Source organism: Algoriphagus antarcticus, assembly GCF_002150685.1.
In the GTDB taxonomy this organism is placed as follows: Bacteria; Bacteroidota; Bacteroidia; order Cytophagales; family Cyclobacteriaceae; genus Algoriphagus; species Algoriphagus antarcticus.
This window is the reverse complement of the sequence record NZ_MSSW01000037.1, coordinates 1-21,226: the sequence shown is the minus strand read 5'-3', so window position 1 is coordinate 21,226 and position 21,226 is coordinate 1. Positions and strand designations below refer to the sequence as shown.

The 21,226-nt window shown below is 41.6% G+C and carries 16 protein-coding genes; 9 read left to right on the top strand and 7 right to left on the bottom strand.

Annotated features, from left to right (window positions below; translation table 11 throughout):
• Nucleotides 1-81: 81 nt before the first annotated feature.
• The 3 genes from BVH04_RS13130 to BVH04_RS13120 all read right to left on the bottom strand — a co-directional run bounded on the left by BVH04_RS13130 (nt 82) and on the right by BVH04_RS13120 (nt 3,921).
• A complete protein-coding gene (locus BVH04_RS13130) occupies nt 82-2,295 on the bottom strand; it encodes a TonB-dependent receptor plug domain-containing protein (protein ID WP_086541929.1) in 2,214 nt (737 codons plus the stop codon).
• A 153-nt stretch (nt 2,296-2,448) separates the two neighbouring features.
• The gene (locus BVH04_RS13125) at nt 2,449-2,832 is read right to left on the bottom strand and encodes an HYC_CC_PP family protein (RefSeq protein WP_116116598.1); all 384 of its coding nucleotides are present in this window, start codon (nt 2,830-2,832) and stop codon (nt 2,449-2,451) included.
• 96 nt (nt 2,833-2,928) lie between these two features.
• Nucleotides 2,929-3,921, bottom strand: a complete 993-nt coding sequence (locus tag BVH04_RS13120) for a c-type cytochrome (RefSeq protein ID WP_086541927.1) — start codon at nt 3,919-3,921, stop codon at nt 2,929-2,931.
• A gap of 222 nt (nt 3,922-4,143) precedes the next feature.
• Here BVH04_RS13120 and BVH04_RS13115 point away from each other — a divergent pair, with 222 nt between their 5' ends.
• Nucleotides 4,144-5,562 carry an amidohydrolase gene (locus tag BVH04_RS13115; RefSeq protein ID WP_086541926.1) on the top strand — a complete coding sequence of 473 codons (1,419 nt, stop codon included), beginning with the start codon at nt 4,144-4,146 and terminating at the stop codon, nt 5,560-5,562.
• Between the two features lie 290 nt (nt 5,563-5,852).
• Here the strand turns inward: BVH04_RS13115 and BVH04_RS13110 are convergent, their stop codons facing one another.
• Nucleotides 5,853-8,297 (bottom strand): zinc-dependent metalloprotease, encoded by a 2,445-nt coding sequence (locus BVH04_RS13110; protein WP_240510920.1) that lies wholly within the window; start codon nt 8,295-8,297, stop codon nt 5,853-5,855.
• A gap of 438 nt (nt 8,298-8,735) precedes the next feature.
• Here BVH04_RS13110 and BVH04_RS13105 point away from each other — a divergent pair, with 438 nt between their 5' ends.
• From BVH04_RS13105 to pdeM, 8 genes are all read left to right on the top strand, one after another.
• The gene (locus BVH04_RS13105; RefSeq protein WP_086541925.1) at nt 8,736-9,293 is read left to right on the top strand and encodes a gluconate 2-dehydrogenase subunit 3 family protein; all 558 of its coding nucleotides are present in this window, start codon (nt 8,736-8,738) and stop codon (nt 9,291-9,293) included.
• Between the two features lie 6 nt (nt 9,294-9,299).
• Entirely contained in the window at nt 9,300-10,997 is a 1,698-nt protein-coding gene (locus tag BVH04_RS13100; RefSeq protein ID WP_086541924.1) for a GMC oxidoreductase, read from the top strand.
• A gap of 195 nt (nt 10,998-11,192) precedes the next feature.
• Nucleotides 11,193-12,053: a sugar phosphate isomerase/epimerase family protein gene (locus BVH04_RS13095; RefSeq protein WP_086541923.1), complete on the top strand. Its 861-nt coding sequence runs from the start codon at nt 11,193-11,195 to the stop codon at nt 12,051-12,053.
• A gap of 16 nt (nt 12,054-12,069) precedes the next feature.
• Nucleotides 12,070-12,363, top strand: a complete 294-nt coding sequence (locus BVH04_RS13090) for a Dabb family protein (RefSeq protein ID WP_086541975.1) — start codon at nt 12,070-12,072, stop codon at nt 12,361-12,363.
• Between the two features lie 510 nt (nt 12,364-12,873).
• A complete protein-coding gene (locus BVH04_RS13085) occupies nt 12,874-13,866 on the top strand; it encodes a ligase-associated DNA damage response exonuclease (protein WP_086541974.1) in 993 nt (330 codons plus the stop codon).
• A 3-nt stretch (nt 13,867-13,869) separates the two neighbouring features.
• The gene (locus BVH04_RS13080; protein ID WP_086541922.1) at nt 13,870-15,462 is read left to right on the top strand and encodes an ATP-dependent DNA ligase; all 1,593 of its coding nucleotides are present in this window, start codon (nt 13,870-13,872) and stop codon (nt 15,460-15,462) included.
• Nucleotides 15,459-17,891 carry a ligase-associated DNA damage response DEXH box helicase gene (locus BVH04_RS13075; RefSeq protein WP_086541921.1) on the top strand — a complete coding sequence of 811 codons (2,433 nt, stop codon included), beginning with the start codon at nt 15,459-15,461 and terminating at the stop codon, nt 17,889-17,891. The genes BVH04_RS13080 and BVH04_RS13075 overlap by 4 nt, the downstream gene beginning before the upstream one ends.
• A gap of 17 nt (nt 17,892-17,908) precedes the next feature.
• Nucleotides 17,909-18,550 carry a ligase-associated DNA damage response endonuclease PdeM gene (gene pdeM, locus BVH04_RS13070; protein ID WP_086541920.1) on the top strand — a complete coding sequence of 214 codons (642 nt, stop codon included), beginning with the start codon at nt 17,909-17,911 and terminating at the stop codon, nt 18,548-18,550.
• A 497-nt stretch (nt 18,551-19,047) separates the two neighbouring features.
• Here the strand turns inward: pdeM and BVH04_RS13065 are convergent, their stop codons facing one another.
• The 3 genes from BVH04_RS13065 to BVH04_RS26130 form a co-directional block, all read right to left on the bottom strand.
• Complete coding sequence (locus BVH04_RS13065; protein ID WP_086541919.1) at nt 19,048-19,737, bottom strand: sugar transferase; 690 nt, start codon at nt 19,735-19,737, stop codon at nt 19,048-19,050.
• An 11-nt stretch (nt 19,738-19,748) separates the two neighbouring features.
• Nucleotides 19,749-20,486: a WecB/TagA/CpsF family glycosyltransferase gene (locus tag BVH04_RS13060; protein WP_086541918.1), complete on the bottom strand. Its 738-nt coding sequence runs from the start codon at nt 20,484-20,486 to the stop codon at nt 19,749-19,751.
• 480 nt (nt 20,487-20,966) lie between these two features.
• The gene (locus tag BVH04_RS26130; RefSeq protein WP_240510919.1) at nt 20,967-21,062 is read right to left on the bottom strand and encodes a hypothetical protein; all 96 of its coding nucleotides are present in this window, start codon (nt 21,060-21,062) and stop codon (nt 20,967-20,969) included.
• Between the last annotated feature and the right edge of the window lie 164 nt (nt 21,063-21,226).

Sequence of the window (21,226 nt, the reverse complement as noted above, 5' to 3'; positions counted from 1 at the left end):
GGCAGGCAGGTGGAATCTCGCATGGCTGATAATTATCCCTCTGTGTGTTGCTTGCCATATGCTCGATTTCATAGTGAGTATTTAGTTGATTTTATATCTGATCCCTGTATAGATCACTCTTCCGGCTATTGGGCCCCAGGTCATGGAAGCATCGAAGTTCGAGCCAAAAGGGTTTTCAGGATCTATGATTGGATTTGATTGTTTGAAGTTTAAGATGTTTTCTCCGCCTAAGTAGATGCTGCCCCAGCGAAACCCACGACTTACCTGAGCATTTAGCATAAAGAAATCCGGGGATTCACTAGGCTGACGAAATTCCACCGGACTTTCGCTGGTATTAGGAATACGCATTGGGCCATTCCAGTTCAGCGTCATGTCCGCTTTCCACTTGTCGTATAATGTAGCATAGGAAAGGTTCATGAAGAAACGATCCTGACTTTGAAGTGGGATCTGCTGAAGAATCCCATTGGTGGTCATCTTCATCTCATAGCGCTTGTATGCAGCTTTGGCATTTAGTCTTTCCGTAATAGGATAGCTTGCTTCTATCTGGAAGCTATTCGCATAAGATCCTTTATGAAGATTGTTGATGACCAGCAATTCTGAGCTTACATCCTGATCATATACAAGTTGATTCTGAAAGCCTGTGTAGAAATAATCCGCGACTATACTCAAGGGACGATCATCTACAGTCAAGTTTCCCGCTACACTAACGCCTGAATTCCAAGATTCCTCGGGCTTGAGTTCAGCATTGAAAACTAGCTCTCTGGCTGATACCCAAACTGCGCTGTTTTCCATCAAAGCATTTGGCGTTCGGTATCCCTTTCCCAAAGATCCTCGCAACGTCCAGTTTGGGACAAATTCCCATCTGGCATGAACTCTAGGAGTAAAATAGGTGCCAAATAGATTGTGAAAATCCGTTCTTGCTCCAGCCACTACAGTGATTCGCTCATTTGGAATGAAGTTATATTCGAAGAAAAGGCCAGGCACTTTTTCTGTTCTATACATTGCCGTATCGAGTCCTGATGGTGTGTTGGAATCAAAGGTTTCTGCAAACTCATCGTAAAGAAAACTTGCTCCCGTTTTGTACTGGTGAAAGCTTGAGCCTAGGATATTTTGATAAATGAAATTACCGTAAGCTGTCTTCTCTATGCCTCGGTAAATTCTTCTTCCTGCTCCTCCATTGAAGTCCTGATACGAAAGAGAGTACTGAAATCCCCAGCTTTGCGTAGGCTTATCTGGATAGATCATTCCCAGCTTGCCAAAAACTTCAGCTTTTCGGGTGTCCATTTCATAGCCGTACATACTGCTGGTGGATAGGTCGCTATTGAAGTCAAAGCCTTTTTGACCTCCGGCATTATCAGACATAAATAGATTGACGCCGATTTGCGCACTCAATCGGTCACCTTCATACTTGTATCGATTGAGAAAATTCAGCTGTCTGCCTTTGGGTAAATCCATGAATCCATCGTCATTTCCGTCGATTTCAGAGCTCATTTGACTTGCGTGAAATAGTACACCCGAGCTCCATTTTTCACTGATGGGAATTTGATGATTTGCATTGATTTCCAGTCTGCCAAAGGAATTGAGGTAGCCATTAAGATACCAGGTATCCATGCTTTCCGGTTTGAAAAGATCGACATTGATCTGACCTGTCATGGATTCGTAGCCATTGATTACAGTTCCGGCCCCTTTTCCCACATCGATAGATTGAATCCAGGTTCCAGGTACGTAAGTGAGACCAAGTCTGGAATTTAAGCCTCGGATATTCGGGATTCCTTCCCTGCTGATCAGGACATATCGGCCATCCAGACCCATCATTTGTATCATTTTGGTGCCTGTGACTGCATCAGCATACGAGACATCTACGGATGCATTTGTCTCAAAACTCTCGGAGAGATTGCAGCAGGCAGCTTTTTGAAGTTCACTTTCCGTAATGAGAATATTGAGAAAAGGAGCTTCATCCACCACTGACTCCGATCTGGCTTGGACGGTAACCTGCTCCAGCGCTTCACCGCTTTCCTGTAATGTTATTTGCATTGGTTGATCAAAAACTGGATCTAACGTATCTGGCTCATAACCAAGGTAGGTCACCACCAACCGGTCAGTTTCCAGTACATTTTCTAGCTGGAAGTGACCGTCCAGATTAGTTATAGCACCTTGTTGTTTATCCAGAAGTTTGATGCTAGCGCCGATTAGAGGCTCATTTGATACTGATTGTACCTGGCCTTTTATGCTATTTTGAGCAAATAGAAAAGCTGGCGCAATGAAGCATCCTACAAATAGAATTTTTGATTTCATGTATTTAAGATTATCTCTCGTATCACATGGAATTCGCAATAAACTTACCTTGTTTGAAACAGGGGAACCCTAAGTTTAGGCTTATTTCATGAAGAATTGCTTGTGTGTTACTAGATTACAGTTCGCCTAAAGCGAATAAAAATAAAGCAGTTCTTATATCAAAAAGGATTGGTGGAGGATAGTTAGATCAGGTATTGTTCGATCTGGGAAAAGATATTCTGGATTGGAAATTTGAATTTCTGCCAGTTGAATACTTGCGATAGTTAGCACATAGGCTAATACAAATTCTGGAGAAAGCTGAACTTGGAACTGAGTTTTTCCGAAATAATCATCAGAATCAGATGAAGTATAAACATCGGAACAACAATCTGCTTCTGGTACTTGAACCAAGTCTACCCCACAGCAATCTGATCTTTCAGGAGCAATAGTGACGTCAGTACTTTTTAATTCATCTCCACAGTAATGCGCCGCCAAAGTCAAATTGATCTGACCTGTCAGAAAAAATAGAAGCATTAACGTTGAAATGATTGCTTTCATATGAAGGGCAAAGCTCGGAATTTCATTTGAAAAAGAAAAACATACCTTCTCTACGATAAGAGAGAAGGTAGGTTTTAGAAAAGTTTTGGTTCAAAATTACTCTCCAGAACTTGGAGGTGAGAATTTCACCACTTGGTTTGGAATAGGACTTATAGTTTTCAGATAGGCATAAATAGCTTTGAGATCTGATTCCTCCATGCCAGCATACATGACCCAAGGCATGACGCTGTTGAATTCACCAGGCTGGATTTTAGGTAAGTGATAGCCAGAATCAAGGTACTGCTTAAATCTACCTACAAACATATCCTCTGTCCACGCTCCTATGCCAGATTGTTTGTCTTGCGTAATATTCGCAGTACGAACCACTGAGCCATCAGGAAAAGTAAAACCTCTTCCTCCTTCAAATTCTTTCCCGGGCATCAATGCTCCCTGAGCATCAATAGGCGTATGACATTCCATGCAGGCTGCGGCGTTAGTCAAGTATTTACCATAAGCCACTTGGTCAGTTTCAGAAGGTTTTTTTTCAGGTACGCCATCTTTGGGGATGGTTTTTAAGATAATATTGATAGGAAAGTCAGGTTCGGAATCTGGAACTTCCTTGTCAATAGGCTGAAGGGTACGGATGTAGGAAATAATGTCGTAAATATCCTCGGGATCCATCTTGCCATAATAGGAGTAAGGCATCAAGGGAAACATTGGTCTTCCCTCATTGGTCACGCCAGTAGTTATAAGACGAAATAGTTCTCCGTCAGTATAATCCGAAATCCCAGTGGGAGTAATGTTTTTGGCATAAAAAACTCCTGGGAGTCCCATGCTTTGATCAAATCTATCTCCACCGGATCCAGCCGTCCCTTCCGTGATGGGACCTGAAAACTGGGAGAAATCACGAACAGAGTGACAATCCACACAGACTGTGACATGATTCGCAAGATATGCTCCTCTTGCCACACGATCTGGGCTGTGATCAATGGTTAACTCAGGTGCTGGACTGACTTTTGGGAATGTGAAGTTTACGAATGCAGCTCCAACTACGACCAACAGCACAATCACTCCAAGCAAATACGCTAATACTTTAAAAATCTTTTTCATGTTAAAAATGGGTTTGGTGTATTAAAATTTACATATTTTAATAATCCGTTGAATATCAGTGGTATACTTATTTTTGAAAATCGAGAAAAGATTCAAAAAAATCATGATTAACTACCAGTTGTAAGCAGTGTTCCCTGAAGTTTTAAAATTGTACTAAAAGGGAGGTGATTATATAGTTCATTGAGTATTTTGAGGTAAATTTCACCCAACAATCTCAAGTTTATGAAAAAACTCTACTTTCTATCCCTGTTTTTTATAGCCTTTGCAACCTATGCTCAGGAGGAAAAAATTCTCCAAGAACTTGATCAAAAAGCCGATTTCTACGGTGCGATCGCAAAAGAAATCTGGTCAAATCCAGAGCTCGGATATCTCGAAAATAAAAGCTCTGCCTTACTGCAAAAAACACTGGCTGATGCAGGATTTTCAATTAAAGCTGGCGTGGCAGATATTCCCACCGCCTTCGTCGCAGAGTTTGGCTCAGGTAAACCTGTCATTGCTATCCTTGCAGAGTTTGATGCCTTACCGGGAGTTTCTCAAAAAGCTGTACCCTTTAAAGATCCTGTCATAGAAGGCGGTCCAGGTCATGCATGTGGACATCACTTATTTGGTGCAGCATCCGTTGCAGCAGGGATTAGCACAAAAGAGTGGCTGGAATCTTCTGGAACTCAAGGAACAATAAGAGTGTACGGAACCCCCGCTGAAGAAGGTGGTGCAGGTAAAGTTTACATGACTAGAGCTGGATTACTTGACGATGTAGATGCCGTATTACACTGGCATCCATCCAGTCAAAATGATGCGAGTGCCTCTTCTTCCTTGGCAAACAAGTCTGCGAAATTCAGATTTTATGGAGAAGCTTCGCACGCAGCGATGTCTCCTGAGCGAGGAAGGTCTGCACTTGATGGTGTAGAATCTATGAATTACATGGTCAACATGATGCGAGAGCATGTGCCACAGGAAACACGAATACATTATGTAATTACAAGTGGGGGAGAAGCGCCAAATGTAGTTCCCGCCTTTGCTGAAGTATTTTACTATGTGAGAAATCCTGATGTCGCTAACGTTAAATCAATTTTCGAAAGAGTAGTAAAAGCAGCTGAAGGAGCAGCTTTGGGAACAAACACTGAAATGAAATATGAAGTGATCCATGGACTATACAATTTGCTTCCAAATGAAACACTGGGAAGGATTATGTATAAGAATTTAGAGAAAATAGGAGGTGTAGATTATAATGCCGAGGAGCGCAAATTTGCTGAGGAAATAATGAAAACGTATTCAATAAATGCATCACCTGAGGATGCTGCTAAAATTGATCCTTTCGAAGTCATAGAAAAAGGAACAGGAGGGTCAACTGACGTTGGGGATGTGAGTTGGCTGGTTCCAACTGCAGGTATGAATGCGGCAACATGGGTTCCGGGGACATCTGCGCACACCTGGCAGGCTGTAGCCGCAGGAGGAACTAGTATAGGCCAGAAAGGTATGATGGTAGCGGCGAAGACGCTTACGCTTACTGCCATGGATATATTCAAAGATCCCTCTGTGACAGGAAAAGCACTGCAGGAATTGAATAGGAGAAGAGGTAAAGACTTTAAGTATGAAGCATTAACTGGAGATCGGGAACCACCTCTGGATTACCGCAAATAATAACTTTAAGCTAAAGGGACAGTCGAATGGCTGTCCTTTATATATTTCTTCTTTGCTATGAAATCAGGCGGGAATGACAAGGACAAAATGCAGCGAAGCCATTTTTCAATTCAATCTTCCCAGACTAAATCGGATAAGTATTTTTTTTGAGTGATCAGTCTCAGTGGGCAGGATCAGATAGTCTGTAACCGGGACTGTGACCTTTACTAAACCTTGGTCTTCTTGGTAGTTAAAAAAAACGTTTAAAAAAAATGTCATTGCCCTTCCAGAGAAAGACAATGACAGTTAAATTACTCTGAGTCAAGCAACGAATCCACAAGTGCATCAATATCACGAAGGTGATTTTGAACAATCCCAGCACTATACCTTGAGCTAGCTGTGCGCGCTGAACTTTGTATAGCTTTCAATTCTGCACGAACAGCAGCACTGACATCAGAGCGGTTTTTTTCATCCTGAGTCATTAGCGAAGCAAGACGCTCCACATGCGCACGCTGAAGATTTCTGCGGAAAGCATCTATGTCTTTAGAACCAGATAGCTCTGACCAAATACCTTTTCTCAAGTCACTTAACATCTGAATCATAGAATAGGCTTCGGCGCCGTTCAAGGCTTCATTGTCTATCAATCGCTCCAATCTGTCCATTCTAAGCACACTGCTAAGTAACCTTGACTGAAGACTACTAATAGAAGATACTGCACCGCTTGGTTCGATATTTTCTAATATTTCTTTTTGCAGTAACCAATCTGGAGTCGTAAATACATTTTCATTCAAAAACTTCATTGACTTCAACTGCTCTACTTTGGAAGTAGGAGTATAGGTGACGCCGGGTTGGTCAGTAGTTTTGTATTCCTCGTAAACTCCGCCGATGTTGGTCACCACGTGATTTGCAAATCGGCTCCATACTCCAATCAATTCTCCATACAATTCCTCCAAATCATCATAGCCTTCGCCAGCTGTGGCAGTCCATTTAGCCAGATTTGGAGCTACGATTTTCAAGTTTGCAAGTCCATAAGTACTTGCCTTCACTGGATCATCGCCCACAGATTCCGTTTGAGAACTTGGGTCAAAAGAATTGCCTCCTCCAAATAAGTACATTGGATCACCGGCTTTTTCTCTGATCCAGCTATTCAAAGTTGGTTTTTCAGCTTCAGGAGAATCTGCATTTGGGATATATCTATAGCCCCAGTTGATCGCATAGTTGTCATATGGGCCGAGCATCCGCACCCATCGCACTCCTTCATCACCTGGCTGAGCTACATAGTTGTATCTGGTATAATCCATTATCGTCGCTGCAAGTCCCCATTTTTGTGTGAAAGTATCTGAACGCAAAGAATCAGTGGGGTAGGCATAAGAGGCCTTCATATTGTGAGGCAATCCAAGAGCATGACCGATCTCGTGAGAAATTACTCTTCGCATCATTTCACCTATTTCCTCATCCGGAGTGTTCAAAGTTCTAGCGGAAGGGTTTGCCGCTCCTGTTTCTAGCATGTAGCGATTTCTGTACGAGCGCAAATGATTGTGAAACCAAACAATATCACTTTCTATAATTTCACCTGAGCGAGGATCTGATACACTAGGCCCCATGGCATTTCTGGTAGTTGTCGCTACATATCGAACGGTAGAATAACGCGCATCTTCTGCACTCCAATCGGGATCTTCCTCTTTAGTAGGAGCATCCTTGGCTATGATCGCATTTTTGTAACCTGCCGCTTCAAAAGCGACTTGCCAATCTTCAATACCCTGACGGAAATAGGTTCTCCACTTTTCCGGAGTTGCAGGATCTAAGTAATAGACAATTGGTTTTACTGGCTCCACCAATTCTCCTCTGGCATAAGCTTCAGGATCTTTGGGCTCCAGTCTCCATCTTCTGATGTAAGTTTTTTCGTCTGATTTCAGTGCTTCGGAACCGTAATCAATCTGACGCACCGTAAACCAACCCACGCGCTGATCATGTAATCGTGGTTGCATTGGCTGCTCAGGAAGCAAATACATGGACTGGCTCAGTTCCATGGAAATAGTCCCAGACCTTGAATTGGAAGGTGGGGCGGAGGCATTGTAGGTCATGTCATGCCTTACTTCAATATTCTCCGGATAGCTGGCCATTCGTGTAATGAAACTTCTATCATTATCCAGATTTCTTACCTGATACTCCTTTCTCATCGATGAGGAAAGGCCACTAAGTGCCGGGATATCTGACAGAAATAAATCAGTTACTTCTATCAGAGCTGCAGTTGAGTCCGTATTGAAAGCTTCTATTTTGAATGAAGCCAAAATTGGATTGTAGTTGTTGGCTTCCACAGACAAAAAGATAGGCAGAGAATCTGCGGCTACATTGTCAAATGAAATAGAACGAAGGATGATGCTGTTTTGAAGTCTAGACCAATGAACGACTTGTTCATTTGACTTAGAGCCAGCAGTCGTATATCCACCTCCAAGACCGTCGGCTATTTTAGAAATACGACTGACCAGAAGCATGTCTTTTGCCAAAAGATCAAAAGGAACTTCATAGTAACTTTTATCTCCAACCTTATGAACTGTAAATAGTCCATCATCAGAAATTGCCTCACCTGTTACAATTTCACTATACTTTTTGAAAGGACTTTTCTTGATTGGTTTAGGTGCTTCACTTAGTGCAGCAGCCTCTTCTTTAGCGTTTTTTTTATTTTTCTTCTGTGCAAAGCTTGCCATGCTCAGCATCATAAGGAAGACTGTTAATAGTGTAGTGGTTTTCTTCATCTATACATGCATTGGTTAGTATCCACAAAGTAACCGATGGGGCCAAAATATAAAAGGAGTCATGTTTGGTGCCTACTTTTTCATAGGATGAAGGGTTAGTTCTTTGTTTTACTTGCCTTATCTGACAGGATCGAATGTCTGAATACTGCCATCTTCTAGGTGCTTCTAGGCGATGCTTTGATTTTTCTGAGATCTGTTTTTTTGCGGGAGTTAGTCTCTGAAGTTAGTAGATGGTTTGAATGAGATCTCTGATAATTCCTACACACTTTCTCTGATCTAGAAATACACATAGTGATCCAAACCCATTAAAAGATCGATGTTTCCTTAGTGTTGAAATTTTGATAAGCCACTAAAATACTTGATTTACCATTAGAAGATTAGCCTTCTAGATCAAATGATAAACTCTTACATTGGCTTTCCAATAACCCAATCAAACCTATGAATCGAAGAAACTCACTGAAAATCCTCGGCGGCACTGCCGTGGGGATTGCCGGACTTGCGCTTGCAGACTGGAAGTGGCAGCTGCTTGATGGAGTAAATCACACAGGATTCTTTACATCAAAAGAAGAGAAGCTTATCACAAGCATCGCAGATACAATCATCCCTGCTGGACTTCCAGCCAAAACTCCAACTTCAGACGCTAAGCCTATTGGAGCAATAAGTACAGGAACAGATATTTATCTGATGAAGCTTTTTGAGCACTGTTACGAAAAGGAAGATCAGGATAAAATTAAGCGACAGCTAGCAGCATTGGATACTCATGCGGGTAACGAATTGGGTAATTTTTTTTATAAACTTCCACAAGATATAAGGGAACAATTTTTACTTGGATTGTCATCTTCGGAAAATGAAGATGAACGTGAATTTTTTGACATGATGAAGCGAGAGACAATTACCGGTTTTACAACCGTCAAAGAAGTCATGGTTGATTATAGAAATTACAAAGTCGCACCTGGATATTACCATGGATGTGCCGATTTACCAGCCCAGACCTAATCTACCATGTTACAAGATTCAAAAGAGAAAAGAACCTATGACGCTATTGTTATTGGATCTGGGGCCAGCGGCGGCTGGGCTGCCAAAGAACTTTGCGAAAAAGGCCTAAAAACCCTCGTTCTTGAGCGTGGGCGTATGGTCAAACATATCCAGGATTATCCTACAGCATCTAAAGCCCCCTATGAATTTGAGTTTAGGGGTGCAATTCCTTTGGAGAAAAGGTCTGGAGTGGGCGGCGGAAAATGGTTGAGGGAAGAGACTGCCCATTGGGCTTTGGCTGATGATGAACAGCCGATTATTCAGGAAAAGCCATTTCGCTGGTTTCGTGGATATCATGTAGGAGGCAAGTCTTTGCTTTGGGCAAGAGCCACACAGCGATGGAGCGATTTTGATTACGAAGGTCCGGCACGTGATGGTTTTGCGGTGGATTGGCCGATTCGCTACAAAGACTTGGAACCTTGGTATTCGTATGTGGAGAAATTCGCTGGAATTGCAGGCAATAAGGATGGACTCGCTGAGCTACCCGATTCTGAAGTGATGCCGGGTTTTGAGTTGAGTTGCATTGAGAATTATTACAAAGAACAATTGGCTTCGAATTTTGACAATCGCTATTTGATCCAAGGCCGATGCGCGCACCTAACGGATCCACAGGAAATCCATAAACAACAGGGAAGAAATAAGTGCCAGCATCAAGGGATGTGCAATCGTGGTTGCGTTTACGGGGGCTATTTCTCTGCAAATGCCTCTACTTTGCCTTGGGCAGAAAAAACAGGTAATCTCACCGTCCGCCCGGAAGCAGTGGTAGAGTCAATTATTTACGATGATGCCAAAGGCAAAGCTACCGGAGTGAGAATCATCGATAGGAACACCAAAGAAGCGATAGAGTTTTATTCAAAAATAATTTTCGTAAATGCTTCTACCATAGCTAGTAATGCTATTCTACTCAATTCTAAATCATCCACTTTTTCCGGAGGAATAGGAAATGAAAATGGTCTGATGGGGAAATTCCTGGCATGTCACAATTACCGGGGAAAAGGAAATGCGAGTTTTGAAGGTTTTGTGGACAAATTCAACGATGGAAGAAATCCCGGACATGCTTATGTACCGCGATTCCGAAATGTGTTACGGCAGGACACCGATTTTCTTCGCGGATATTCTATTGGGATGTCTGGAGGAAGAGGATTAGGCTCAGATACGAGCATGATCGGTGATCAGCTTCGAGACAATCTACTCAATCAAAAATATGGGATCTGGCACATGGCTGCTTGGATGCAAGGGGAGACAGTTCCTGTGGAGGATAACCATATTCGACTAAGCACAGAACAGGTGGACAAATATGGGATTCCGCAAATCATTCTATCTGTAGAGTGGAAAGAGAATGATGATAAGATGGTGGCTGACTTCGTAGAGCAACAGACGATGATGTACGAGAAAGCCGGTTTTACGAATATCAAAGTGGAAGATTCTCATTCTGATCCGGGTTCGGATATTCATGAAATGGGAGGCGTGCGTATGGGACATGATCCCAAAACTTCACTTTTGAATAAGTACAACCAGCTTCATGAATGCAAAAATGTCTTTGTCACCGACGGCGCATGTATGACCAGTACGAGTACTCAAAATCCAACGCTGACCTTTATGGCCTTGACTGCCCGTGCTGCAAATCATGCTGTGGAGGAATTGAATCGTCAGAATTTGGGATGAAAAGAGGGAGGATGAGAGATTGAGAGATTTGAGAACAAGAGATTTGAGAACAGAGAATGGAGAATGAGAGAATGGAGAATGAGATTGAGAGATTTGAGAATAAGAGATTTGAGAATTTGAGAATAAGATTGGAGAAAAGAGAATGAGAGATTGTAGAAATGAGAATAAGGGATAATATAAATTAAAAATATACCTATGAAAAAGATCAAATTGATTGTGTTGCTACTGCTGTGTTTTGGAATGGCAGAAATGAGCTTTGCTCAGAAAGAAGGAGATCCACTGATGCAAGCTCCTCTTGGAGTCCAGGCATATTCATTCCGAAATCACTGGGCAAATGGCGTGGAATCTACCCTGGATATTATTCAGGAAATGGGTTTCACAGAACTAGAAGGTGGAGCACCAAAAGGTGTGACCGCTGAAGAGTTTACAAAGCTTTGCGAAGCCAGAGGAATTAGTATTCCATCAACAGGAACTAGCTTTGAGCAGCTAGAATCCGATCCTCAAGCGGTGGCTGATCGGGTGAAAGCACTAGGCTCCAACTATGTGATGGTGGCTTGGCTGCCACACAATGGTGACTTCACTAAAGAAAATGCAGATCGGGCGATCAAGGCATTTAACGAAGGTGGAAAAGTGCTGGCTGAAAATGGAATTGTGTTTATGTATCACGTCCATGGCTTTGAATTTCAGCCTTATGAAAAAGGCACGCTCTTCGATTACATGATGAAAAATACAGATCCAAAGTTCGTATCCTTCCAAATGGACGTGATGTGGACGCATTTCGGTGGAGGTGATCCGGTGGCTTTGCTAAAGAAATATGGTAAGCGTTGGGTTTCTCTACACCTGAAAGACCTGCGTAAAGGAGCTCCCAAGAATCTATCGGGAGGCACAGGCCCTGAGAATGATGTGATTTTGGGAACTGGAGAATTGGATATTCCAGGTATTCTTCGAGAGTCTAATAAGCTTGGAATCAAGCACATGTTTATCGAAGATGAAAGTGATGAAGAATTGGAGAATCTGCCAAAAAGCATCGCTTATCTGAAAAGCTTAACTTATTAAAATGGTGCAATTGCCTATGCTTACTCATTCAGTATTCTTCAAGTTGAAATTCCCGAAAGGGTCTTTGGAGGAGGGTGAATTTCTTCAAGGAGCAGCGAAACTAGCTTCGATTCGCCACGTCAGAAATTTCCGATCAGTGAGTCAGCTTAGTTCTAAAAATGATTTTGATTATGGCTTGACCATGGAGTTTGATAGTCAGGAACATTACGATAGCTACAGCCAGCATCCTGATCATGTCAGGTTTGTAGAAAACTTCTGGGGGAAGTACGTAGCTGATTTTATGGAAATAGATTACGAGGAGATGGTTTAGGTTTGCTTTCCTTCCTGTTGAAAAAGTTTATTTTCCATCTTCGATTAACTCATTAAACTTCTTATCAGACTCCTGTCCTAACAGATTTCAATAGTCTTTGCAGAATTGATTATTGGCTGTTAGGGCTTTTCCTTTTTTCCCAAGTTTGAAAAGTGCATAACTTTTCATTTTTAAAGCTTCATCATTCAGTGGATGTAGTTTCAGGATTGAATCTAAAATCTTTGTGATCAGTTGATAATTGTACACCTAAAAGCTATGCAGAAAAGTCGGCCTTATTAACTATTTCCTGCCATCGCCATGGGGATATTATTGGGAAGATTGGGGAAAAGGTTGGGATAAATAAATACCACTTTAATGCATTCGGTAAAGATTAAGGTTGGCTATTGGCGCAAACCTTCCATTATAATTGGATTATGCGTTCACTTCTAGATACCCTTATGCAAAACATATAGCTCGGTACAAAAGTTGTAATTGACGCTAGTGATTTTCAATAATGAAAAAAAATTTTCCGTGCTGGAATTTACCGAGAAGGGCATTTATTGTCCGATTGCAGACATTTATATCGATCCGTGGAAGCCGGTCAAATCCGCCATCATCACACATGGTCATAGCGATCATGCTAGGATAGGCAATGGCCATTACATCTGCCATCAGGATACTGTGGCTATACTGCGGTTAAGATTAGGTCTCGATATATCAGTGCAAGGCTTGGCATACAATCAAATAATAACCAAAAATGGGGTAAAGATCAGCCTACACCCCGCGGGACACATTATTGGTTCAGCTCAGGTTCGATTGGAATACAAGGGGGAAATATGGGTCGCATCCGGAGATTATAAGTTGATGCCCGATGGCCTAAGTGTTCCTTTTGAACCGGTCAAGTGTCACCATTTTATTACGGAGTCCACTTTCGGCCTTCCTATTTATACATTTCCACCAGCAGCAGAGGTGTATGAAAGCATCAACAATTGGTGGAAACAGAATGCATCAGAAGGTTTGAATTCTGTAATCATAGCCTATGCTTTAGGGAAATCCCAATCCATTCTCCATCACTTAGATCAAAGTATTGGTGATATTTTTCTTCATGGGGCTGTGGCTAATGTGAGTAATACATTGAATGATAATGGACACAATTTTCCTGGGACATGGGTGACACCGGAAATGAACAGAAAAGATATACAAGGGGCTATAATCGTAGCGCCTCCTTCTGCCTTGTCCACTCCATGGGTCAATAAATTCTCTCCCTCCCGCAAAGCAGTTTGCAGTGGATGGATGCAGCTGAGAGGAGCAAGACGGCGCTCAGGGGTGGACCGGGGTTTCGTTTTGTCAGACCATTGCGACTGGCCTCAATTGAACGAAGCCGTCTTGGCTACAGGTGCCGAAAACATCTATGTCACCCACGGCTATCAGACTATTTTCGCCGAGTGGCTCAGAGAACGTTACCAGCTCAATGCCGTTGAAATGAAAACTCAATATGAACCTGCTACCGGAGACATTGAATAAGTTATGAAGGCATTTACCGCAATGTTTACCGCCATTGACCAGACGACGAAGACCAATCAAAAAATTCAGGCAATGGTAGACTATTTTACCCACGCTGAGGAGCAGGATAAGATATTCGCTGTTTCTATTCTGATAGGAAATAAACCCAAAAGGCCTGTAAAAACTACAGAGTTGAAAGAGTGGGCCGCCCAGGTTGCGGAATTGCCTCTGTGGCTCTTTGAGGAATCTTATCATATTGTCGGAGATCTGGCCGAAGCCATTGCCTTAATTCTTCCTCCTCAGCAAAAGGCTCATCAATTTACTTTAAAAGATACTTTGGCGTTTCTTGTCCGTTTGACTGATTTGACTTCAGAAGAAAAAAAAGCACTTATCATTGATTATTGGATGAGTACTCCTGTAGACGAACGCTTTGTTTTTAACAAACTGATCACAGGAAATTTTAGAATGGGAGTGTCCAGACAATTGGTTATAAAAGCTCTCGCAAAATATTTTGATCAAGAACAAACTTCCGTTGCACACAAGTTGATGGGGAAATGGGATCCATATGAGGAGACTATGCAGTCTATGTTTGCCGGGGAAAGTCATTTGAATAAAAATTATCTGCCCTATCCTTTTTTTCTGGCTTACCAGCTTGATTCGGAGCCGGAGACTTTGGGAGACATTAATGAATGGTGTATTGAGAAAAAGCTTGACGGAATACGAGGGCAGATCATTGTGAGGAACAATGAAATTTTTGTGTGGAGTAGAGGTGAAGAACTCTTAACGAATAAGTTTCCTGAGTTCAATTCCCTTCAAACTTCTCTACCCAATGGCACCGTGATAGATGGAGAAATTATTCCTTGGAAAGATGGCCATCCTTTGCCTTTTCAGGTAATGCAGACCAGAATTGGCAGGAAAAATATTTCCCCCAAGTACCTGAAAGAGGCGCCCTTGGTCATGGTTTGTTTTGATGTACTGGAAAGTGAGGGGGAGGACTTGAGGTCGAAACCCTTAATGGAAAGGAGAGAAATTTTAAAAGACTTAGTTTCTAAGCATACGGAGAAAAAGTTATTATTGTCCGAAGCTATGGACTTTAACAATTGGCAGGAAGTGGCAGATTTTAGGGTAAATGCCCGTGATTACCATTGTGAGGGACTGATGCTCAAAAGAAATACCAGTCCGTATGAGACAGGCAGGCGACGTGGCAATTGGTGGAAGTGGAAAACAGATCCCATGACCGTGGATGGAGTGCTGCTGTACGCCCAAAGTGGCCATGGTCGAAGAGCCAACCTTTTCACGGATTATACTTTTGCAGTCTGGGATGGTGATGTTCTAGTGCCCTTTGCCAAAGCCTATTCCGGATTGACCGACAAGGAAATCAACGTGCTGGATAATTGGATCAAAAGAAACACGCTGGATAAATTTGGGCCGGTAAGAAGTGTGAAGCCTGAATATGTTTTTGAGATAGCGTTTGAAGGAATCAATTCCAGCCCAAGGCACAAATCCGGAGTGGCCCTTAGATTCCCCAGAATCTTAAGATGGAGGAAAGACAAATCGGCAAAGGATGCAAATACCAAAAATGATTTATTGCTGTTACTTGAAGCGCATAAGCCATGAATAGTTTTGCGGAGGTTTGGTTTTCCAATCAGGGCTGGACTGCTCATGCTTTTCAGACAAAAACATGGTCGGCCATGGCAAAAGGTCGCTCCGGATTGTTGAATGCGCCCACAGGATATGGCAAAACCATGGCTATTTGGTTTGGTGTACTACACCACTATTATATCCAAAGAAAAGTAAAGAAAATCAAAGATACACCCAAGTTACATTGCCTCTGGATTACGCCTTTGAGAGCTTTGTCCAGTGAAATCTATCAAGCTACCAAGCTGGTCAGCGATGATTTAGCTTTAGATTATCAGATAGGTTTGAGAACCGGAGATACATCTACTAAGCTGAGACAAGATCAAAAGAAAAAGCCTCCACAATCCTTGGTTACCACTCCTGAAAGTATCCATATCCTGATGGCAGGTAAGGGATATCTTGATTATTTCTCAGATCTGGAATTTGTGGTAGTGGATGAATGGCACGAACTGATGGGGAGCAAGAGAGGAGTTTTAGTCGAGCTAGCGTTAAGCCGACTAAAGGCGATTAATCCGAAGTTAAAGATCTGGGGGATATCTGCCACGATAGGGAATCTGGAGGAAGCAAAAGATATCCTTCTCGGCCATGAGAATCAAGGGGTAATGATCAAGTCCAATATAAAAAAGAAGCTGCAGATCGAAACCTTGCTTCCTGACTTGTTAGAGCGATTTCCTTGGGCTGGTCACTTGGGAGTCCATATGGCAGAAAAAGTAATACCCATCATTGAGCAAAGCCAGTCCACCTTGCTGTTCACAAACACACGCTCCCAAGCAGAAATCTGGTACAGACAATTGCTAGAGCTTAAGCCGGAATGGGCGGGAACACTTGCACTTCATCATGGCTCACTAAGTAACGAGATCCGAGTATGGGTAGAAGCTGCTTTGCATGAAGGAAGTTTGAAAGCAGTTATCTGTACAAGCAGTTTGGATCTTGGAGTAGACTTCCGACCAGTGGATGCCGTTGTTCAAATAGGATCGCCTAAGGGAATTGCCCGCTTTCTCCAACGGGCCGGAAGAAGTGGACACCAGCCTGGAGCTTTGAGCCGAATCTACTTTTTGCCTACGCATTCCCTTGAAATCATGGAAGGAGCTTCATTGAAATATGCCATAAAAGAAGGAATGATGGAAAGACGCATTCCTTACATCCGTTCCTTTGATGTTTTGATCCAATACTTGGTTACGTTGGCCATTTCTGAAGGATTTAAAGCGAAGGAAACCTATGAGGAAGTGAAGAGCACCCATTGTTTTTCTTCTATTACCAAAGAAGAATTCAATGAATGTCTATTAATGATAACGAAAGGCGGACGTTCTCTAGGCGCCTATGATGAATTTCACAAGGTAGTTGCAGAGCAGGATGTTTTTAAAGTGACCAGCCGCAGAATTGCCCATAGACATTTGCTAAACATCGGTACCATTGTCAGTGACGCGATGATGCAGGTGAAATATATGAGTGGGAAATACTTGGGAACTATAGAAGAATGGTTTATTTCCAGGCTGAAGCCCGGTGATACATTTTGGTTTTCAGGAAGGAATCTTGAACTGATCATGGTAAGGGAAATGCAGGCTTTAGTAAGGAATAATTCTAGTAAAAAAGGAATTGTGCCGTCATGGATGGGAGGCAGGCTTCCGCTTTCTGCTGATTTAGGTGTGGCTTTGAGGCATTCGATGGATGTGGTTCATCAGCCAATCAACCGGAATAATCCTGAACTAGAATTCTTACGGCCGCTTTTTCAAAAACAAAGTGAGCTCTCAGCCCTTCCTGAGGAAGGGACGCTGTTAATTGAAAGTATCCAAACCAAGTATGGATACCACCTTTTTGTTTATCCATTTGAAGGGAAGTTTGTGCATGAAGGAATGGCGGCAGTGATCGCTTTTCGACTTAGTAAAATCAGAAAAGCTACTTTTAGCATCGCGACCAATGAATATGGATTTGAACTTTTGTGCGATGCGCCGATTCCCATAGAGGAAGCGTTGGAAAAAAGCCTGTTTAATACCGAGGATCTTTTGCAGGACATTCGACTTGGCATCAATACGACGGAGATGGCGCGCAGAAGATTCAGGGATATTGCCAGCATAGGCGGTTTGGTTTTTCAAGGATATCCCGGCAAGCCTATTAAGACAAAACATCTACAAGCCAATTCGTCTTTGTTCTTTTCTGTTTTTGAAGATTATGATCCGGGTAACTTGCTTTTGAGACAAGCTTATGATGAGGTGATGGATTTTCAATTGGAGTCTGCCCGAATGTATGCAGCTTTCGTAAGGATCGGCAGCCATGCGATTAATTTGACTTTTCCTATCAAGCTAACTCCCTTTTCTTTTCCTATTTTCACGGAATCTTTCAGAGAAAGGTACAGCAACGAAGATTGGCAGACTCGGCTGAGTAAACTTAAAGAAACGTTGGAGAAATAATAGCTCCAAGATGAACGATGGATTTTTATTACAAGGAAGAATTAATTCAATTATTACCCGAAAAAGTCGCCTATCTACCCCACCATCAAATCCTCGTGGTTGCGGATCTCCATCTGGGAAAAGCCTCACACTTCCGAAAAGAAGGAATTATGATCCCTGTACCAAGCATATCACCGGATCTGCGTCGTATGGATGAGTTAATGGATTCTCTACAACCGACCACGGTGGTTTTTCTGGGGGATTTATTCCATAGTAGTCTGAACAATGAATGGAAGGACTTCAAGAATTTTCTTCTCAGTTACCCGACTATCCACTTTGTTTTAACGAAGGGGAATCATGATATTTTACCTTCCTCCGTGATGGAGGATACTTGTATTGAAGTAGTTGATGAGTTGGAGGTAGGGAAACATCTCCTTTTTACCCATGCGCCTGAGGTGGTGGTTAAAGAAGAAAAACTGAACATATCTGGTCACATCCACCCAGGGGTGATGATAAAATCCCAAGGCAGACAAAGCTTTCGATTGCCCTGCTTTTATTACTGTGGTCAATCTTTAATATTGCCTGCTTTCGGCCAATTAACTGGACTGCATCTTCTGAAAAAAGCACCTGGAGTGATGATTTATCCTGTGTTTTCCACCGAGGTTATTGCTTTGCCTTGAATACGCTTATCTTTCAAATTACTTTAAAAAATCCCTAATATTAACTCACGCAAAGTAATAAAATATCCTTGCTCTACGTGCAACTGGGGGAGTTGAGTCAAGAATGCGCCAATTGCAACTTGAGATGTGGAGCAAACTGTAAATCTGCTTAATGAGGGAGCGGACTAGATACAAGTTAATAAGGAGCCTTCTAATTTTTTTTTAGTCCGAGCCTCCACTATGCGAAATATTGTGGTATCTATCCGTAAGTCTGATATCACCTTTTCCGGGAACATCGACGGTTGAACTCAGGGCATTAATAATTCAAAAAATAGAAACACCCAGAGATTTAGTCTGGGTGTTTACTTTTGCGTTATCAGCTATTTCACTCAAAAACAAGACAAAGTTGTGATGCCAAAACAAAGGAATGCGTACTTTTGGTTTAAAAAATGAATTTGATATATTCCTGGAGCACCTCTCCAAAAATGAATGTAAGCCATAAACAAAAACCCTGAATTTCAGTATGCATTCTTATTGTTAAAGAAAATGCACTTAAAAGTTAAGAGGATGATTTTTAAGTCCAATAATACACTCCATTTTTTTATATAAAATAAGTCATATGCAAGACGAAAGTTCATATCCGACTTATTTTTTATTTCCCCTCTGTAGCCTGACGCCTGCGCAAGACCAGTGATGCCTGGCTTAACCATATGTCTACACATGAACCTTCCTATTTTTTCTGAATATTCCCTGTTCATAGTTAATGCATGAGGTCTTGGGCCAACAATAGACATTTCCCCAACTAACACATTAAAAATTTGTGGTAACTCATCCAAACTCGTTGATCTTAAGAATTTACCAACGAGTGTTATTCTTGGATCATTCTTTTGTGCTTGAAGAAATTCACTGTTTGCCTTGTATTTCATAGTTCTAAACTTGTAACAATAGAATGGGCGATTATTTTTCCCATGTCTAAGCTGTTTGAATATGACAGGTCCTTTAGAATTGACTGAAATAGCAAGTGCGATCAATCCAAACAGCCACCATCCAATCACTATGAAAAAAGCGGTGCTTACAAATAAATCAACTAATCTCTTTAGGCTAACCTGAAATGAGTCTAGGTAATTAATTGAATATGAAGTATATACGAAATCTTTATTTCTGCTTAGGTCTTTTGCAGCGATATAACTGTCGATAGTGAGAGACATCTTATGTAAATTTAAAATCTTATGCTATGATTGATTTTTGAAGAAACGATGTGTTTTAGATAAATGCCACCATAGAAAAAATACCTTCTCCATAATCGCTTTGGCTCTTTAACTAACCTTACAAACCACTCCAAGCCATGGCTCACCCAGAAATTAGAGGGTCTTTCCACAGTTCCAGAGTAGAAATCGAAAACTGCACCTATTGAACAGATATAAGTAGCTTGAATTTTGTCTCTATTTGCATAGACCCACTTCTCTTGCTTGGGAGCTGTCATACCTACAAATAGTACATCAGGCGAAAATTCATTGATTTTCTCAATCATCATATCGTTTTCTTCTTGCGAAAATTCATCCCTAAATGGTGGCGAAAATCCTTCACTAGTTATGTTAGGGAAAACATCTTCAACTTTAGATTTGATGGCATCTAATGTTTCTTGTTTGGAACCTAGGTAAAAGCAGGTTCCATATACGCTGTTCAAATATTTCAGAACAAATTCATGGAGATCTGCTCCAGCAATTTTTTTCAATTCGTTTCCGCTTAGGAATTTGGCAGAAAGTACAATGGAGATCCCGTCAGGCAACAAAATATCTGAATTCATCAATGCATTTTTGAAAACCTTATCTTCCTCTGCCAAACAAAAGCTGTACTGGTTCAACGTATTTATAATTGTTTTACCTTTTTGAAGAACGTCAACTAATTGTCCTTTGAAAATTGGGTAGCCTAAAAACTCAGAATTTATCGTGTTCATGATTTTGAGATTGATTTAAACAGTTATTTACACCTTTTGGCACTTGGTTATAGCTTCTTGCACTTCGTAACTGACGGCAAGCTACAAAAATTAATATTTGAAATGCATTTTAGTATAGAAAAAAAAATTTTTAAAAATATTTTATTCGAAATATTATATCTTTTATAAAAAAAAGTACAAATAATTAATTTTGAGTTGAAAGGTTGATTAATTTCCCTTCGTGCTACTTATTTACTAAGGATTTAAGTATTATTAAAAAAAGCATGATATAGTTTTGTTTCATTTGCTCGGCAGGATCTTGTTCTTGTTTGAGTGGGAAAAGCTAGCTTGCGGGCTAGGTGTTTCAATTGGTTTACTGATTTAGAAGTCGTGCTCTTATAAGGTTAGAATAGTTGGGAATAAATTTTGAAATTTTTTATCGTGCGATTTGCAATCCTAAGGCACTGTACAGATGCGACAACTACATCAGATTTTCCACTTCTAGGCTACACTAAGTTTGACCAGGTTCAGCACTAGGATGATGGAGGCGATCCACGATTGGCTGGTATTTTTTAGTCTTGCCCTGATTCGGTTCATCCCGTATGCATTTTTGGCCTGTCCAAACTTCCCCTCAACCGGGTTCCTCTCTCCGGGTCTTACGTGCCAATGCCTTTGCACAGGGACGGCCTAAGGGTTTGGCCGCCAGTTGAATGTTTTTGTCCGTCAGCCATTTCCTGTTTTCTCTGGTGCAGTAGATTTGG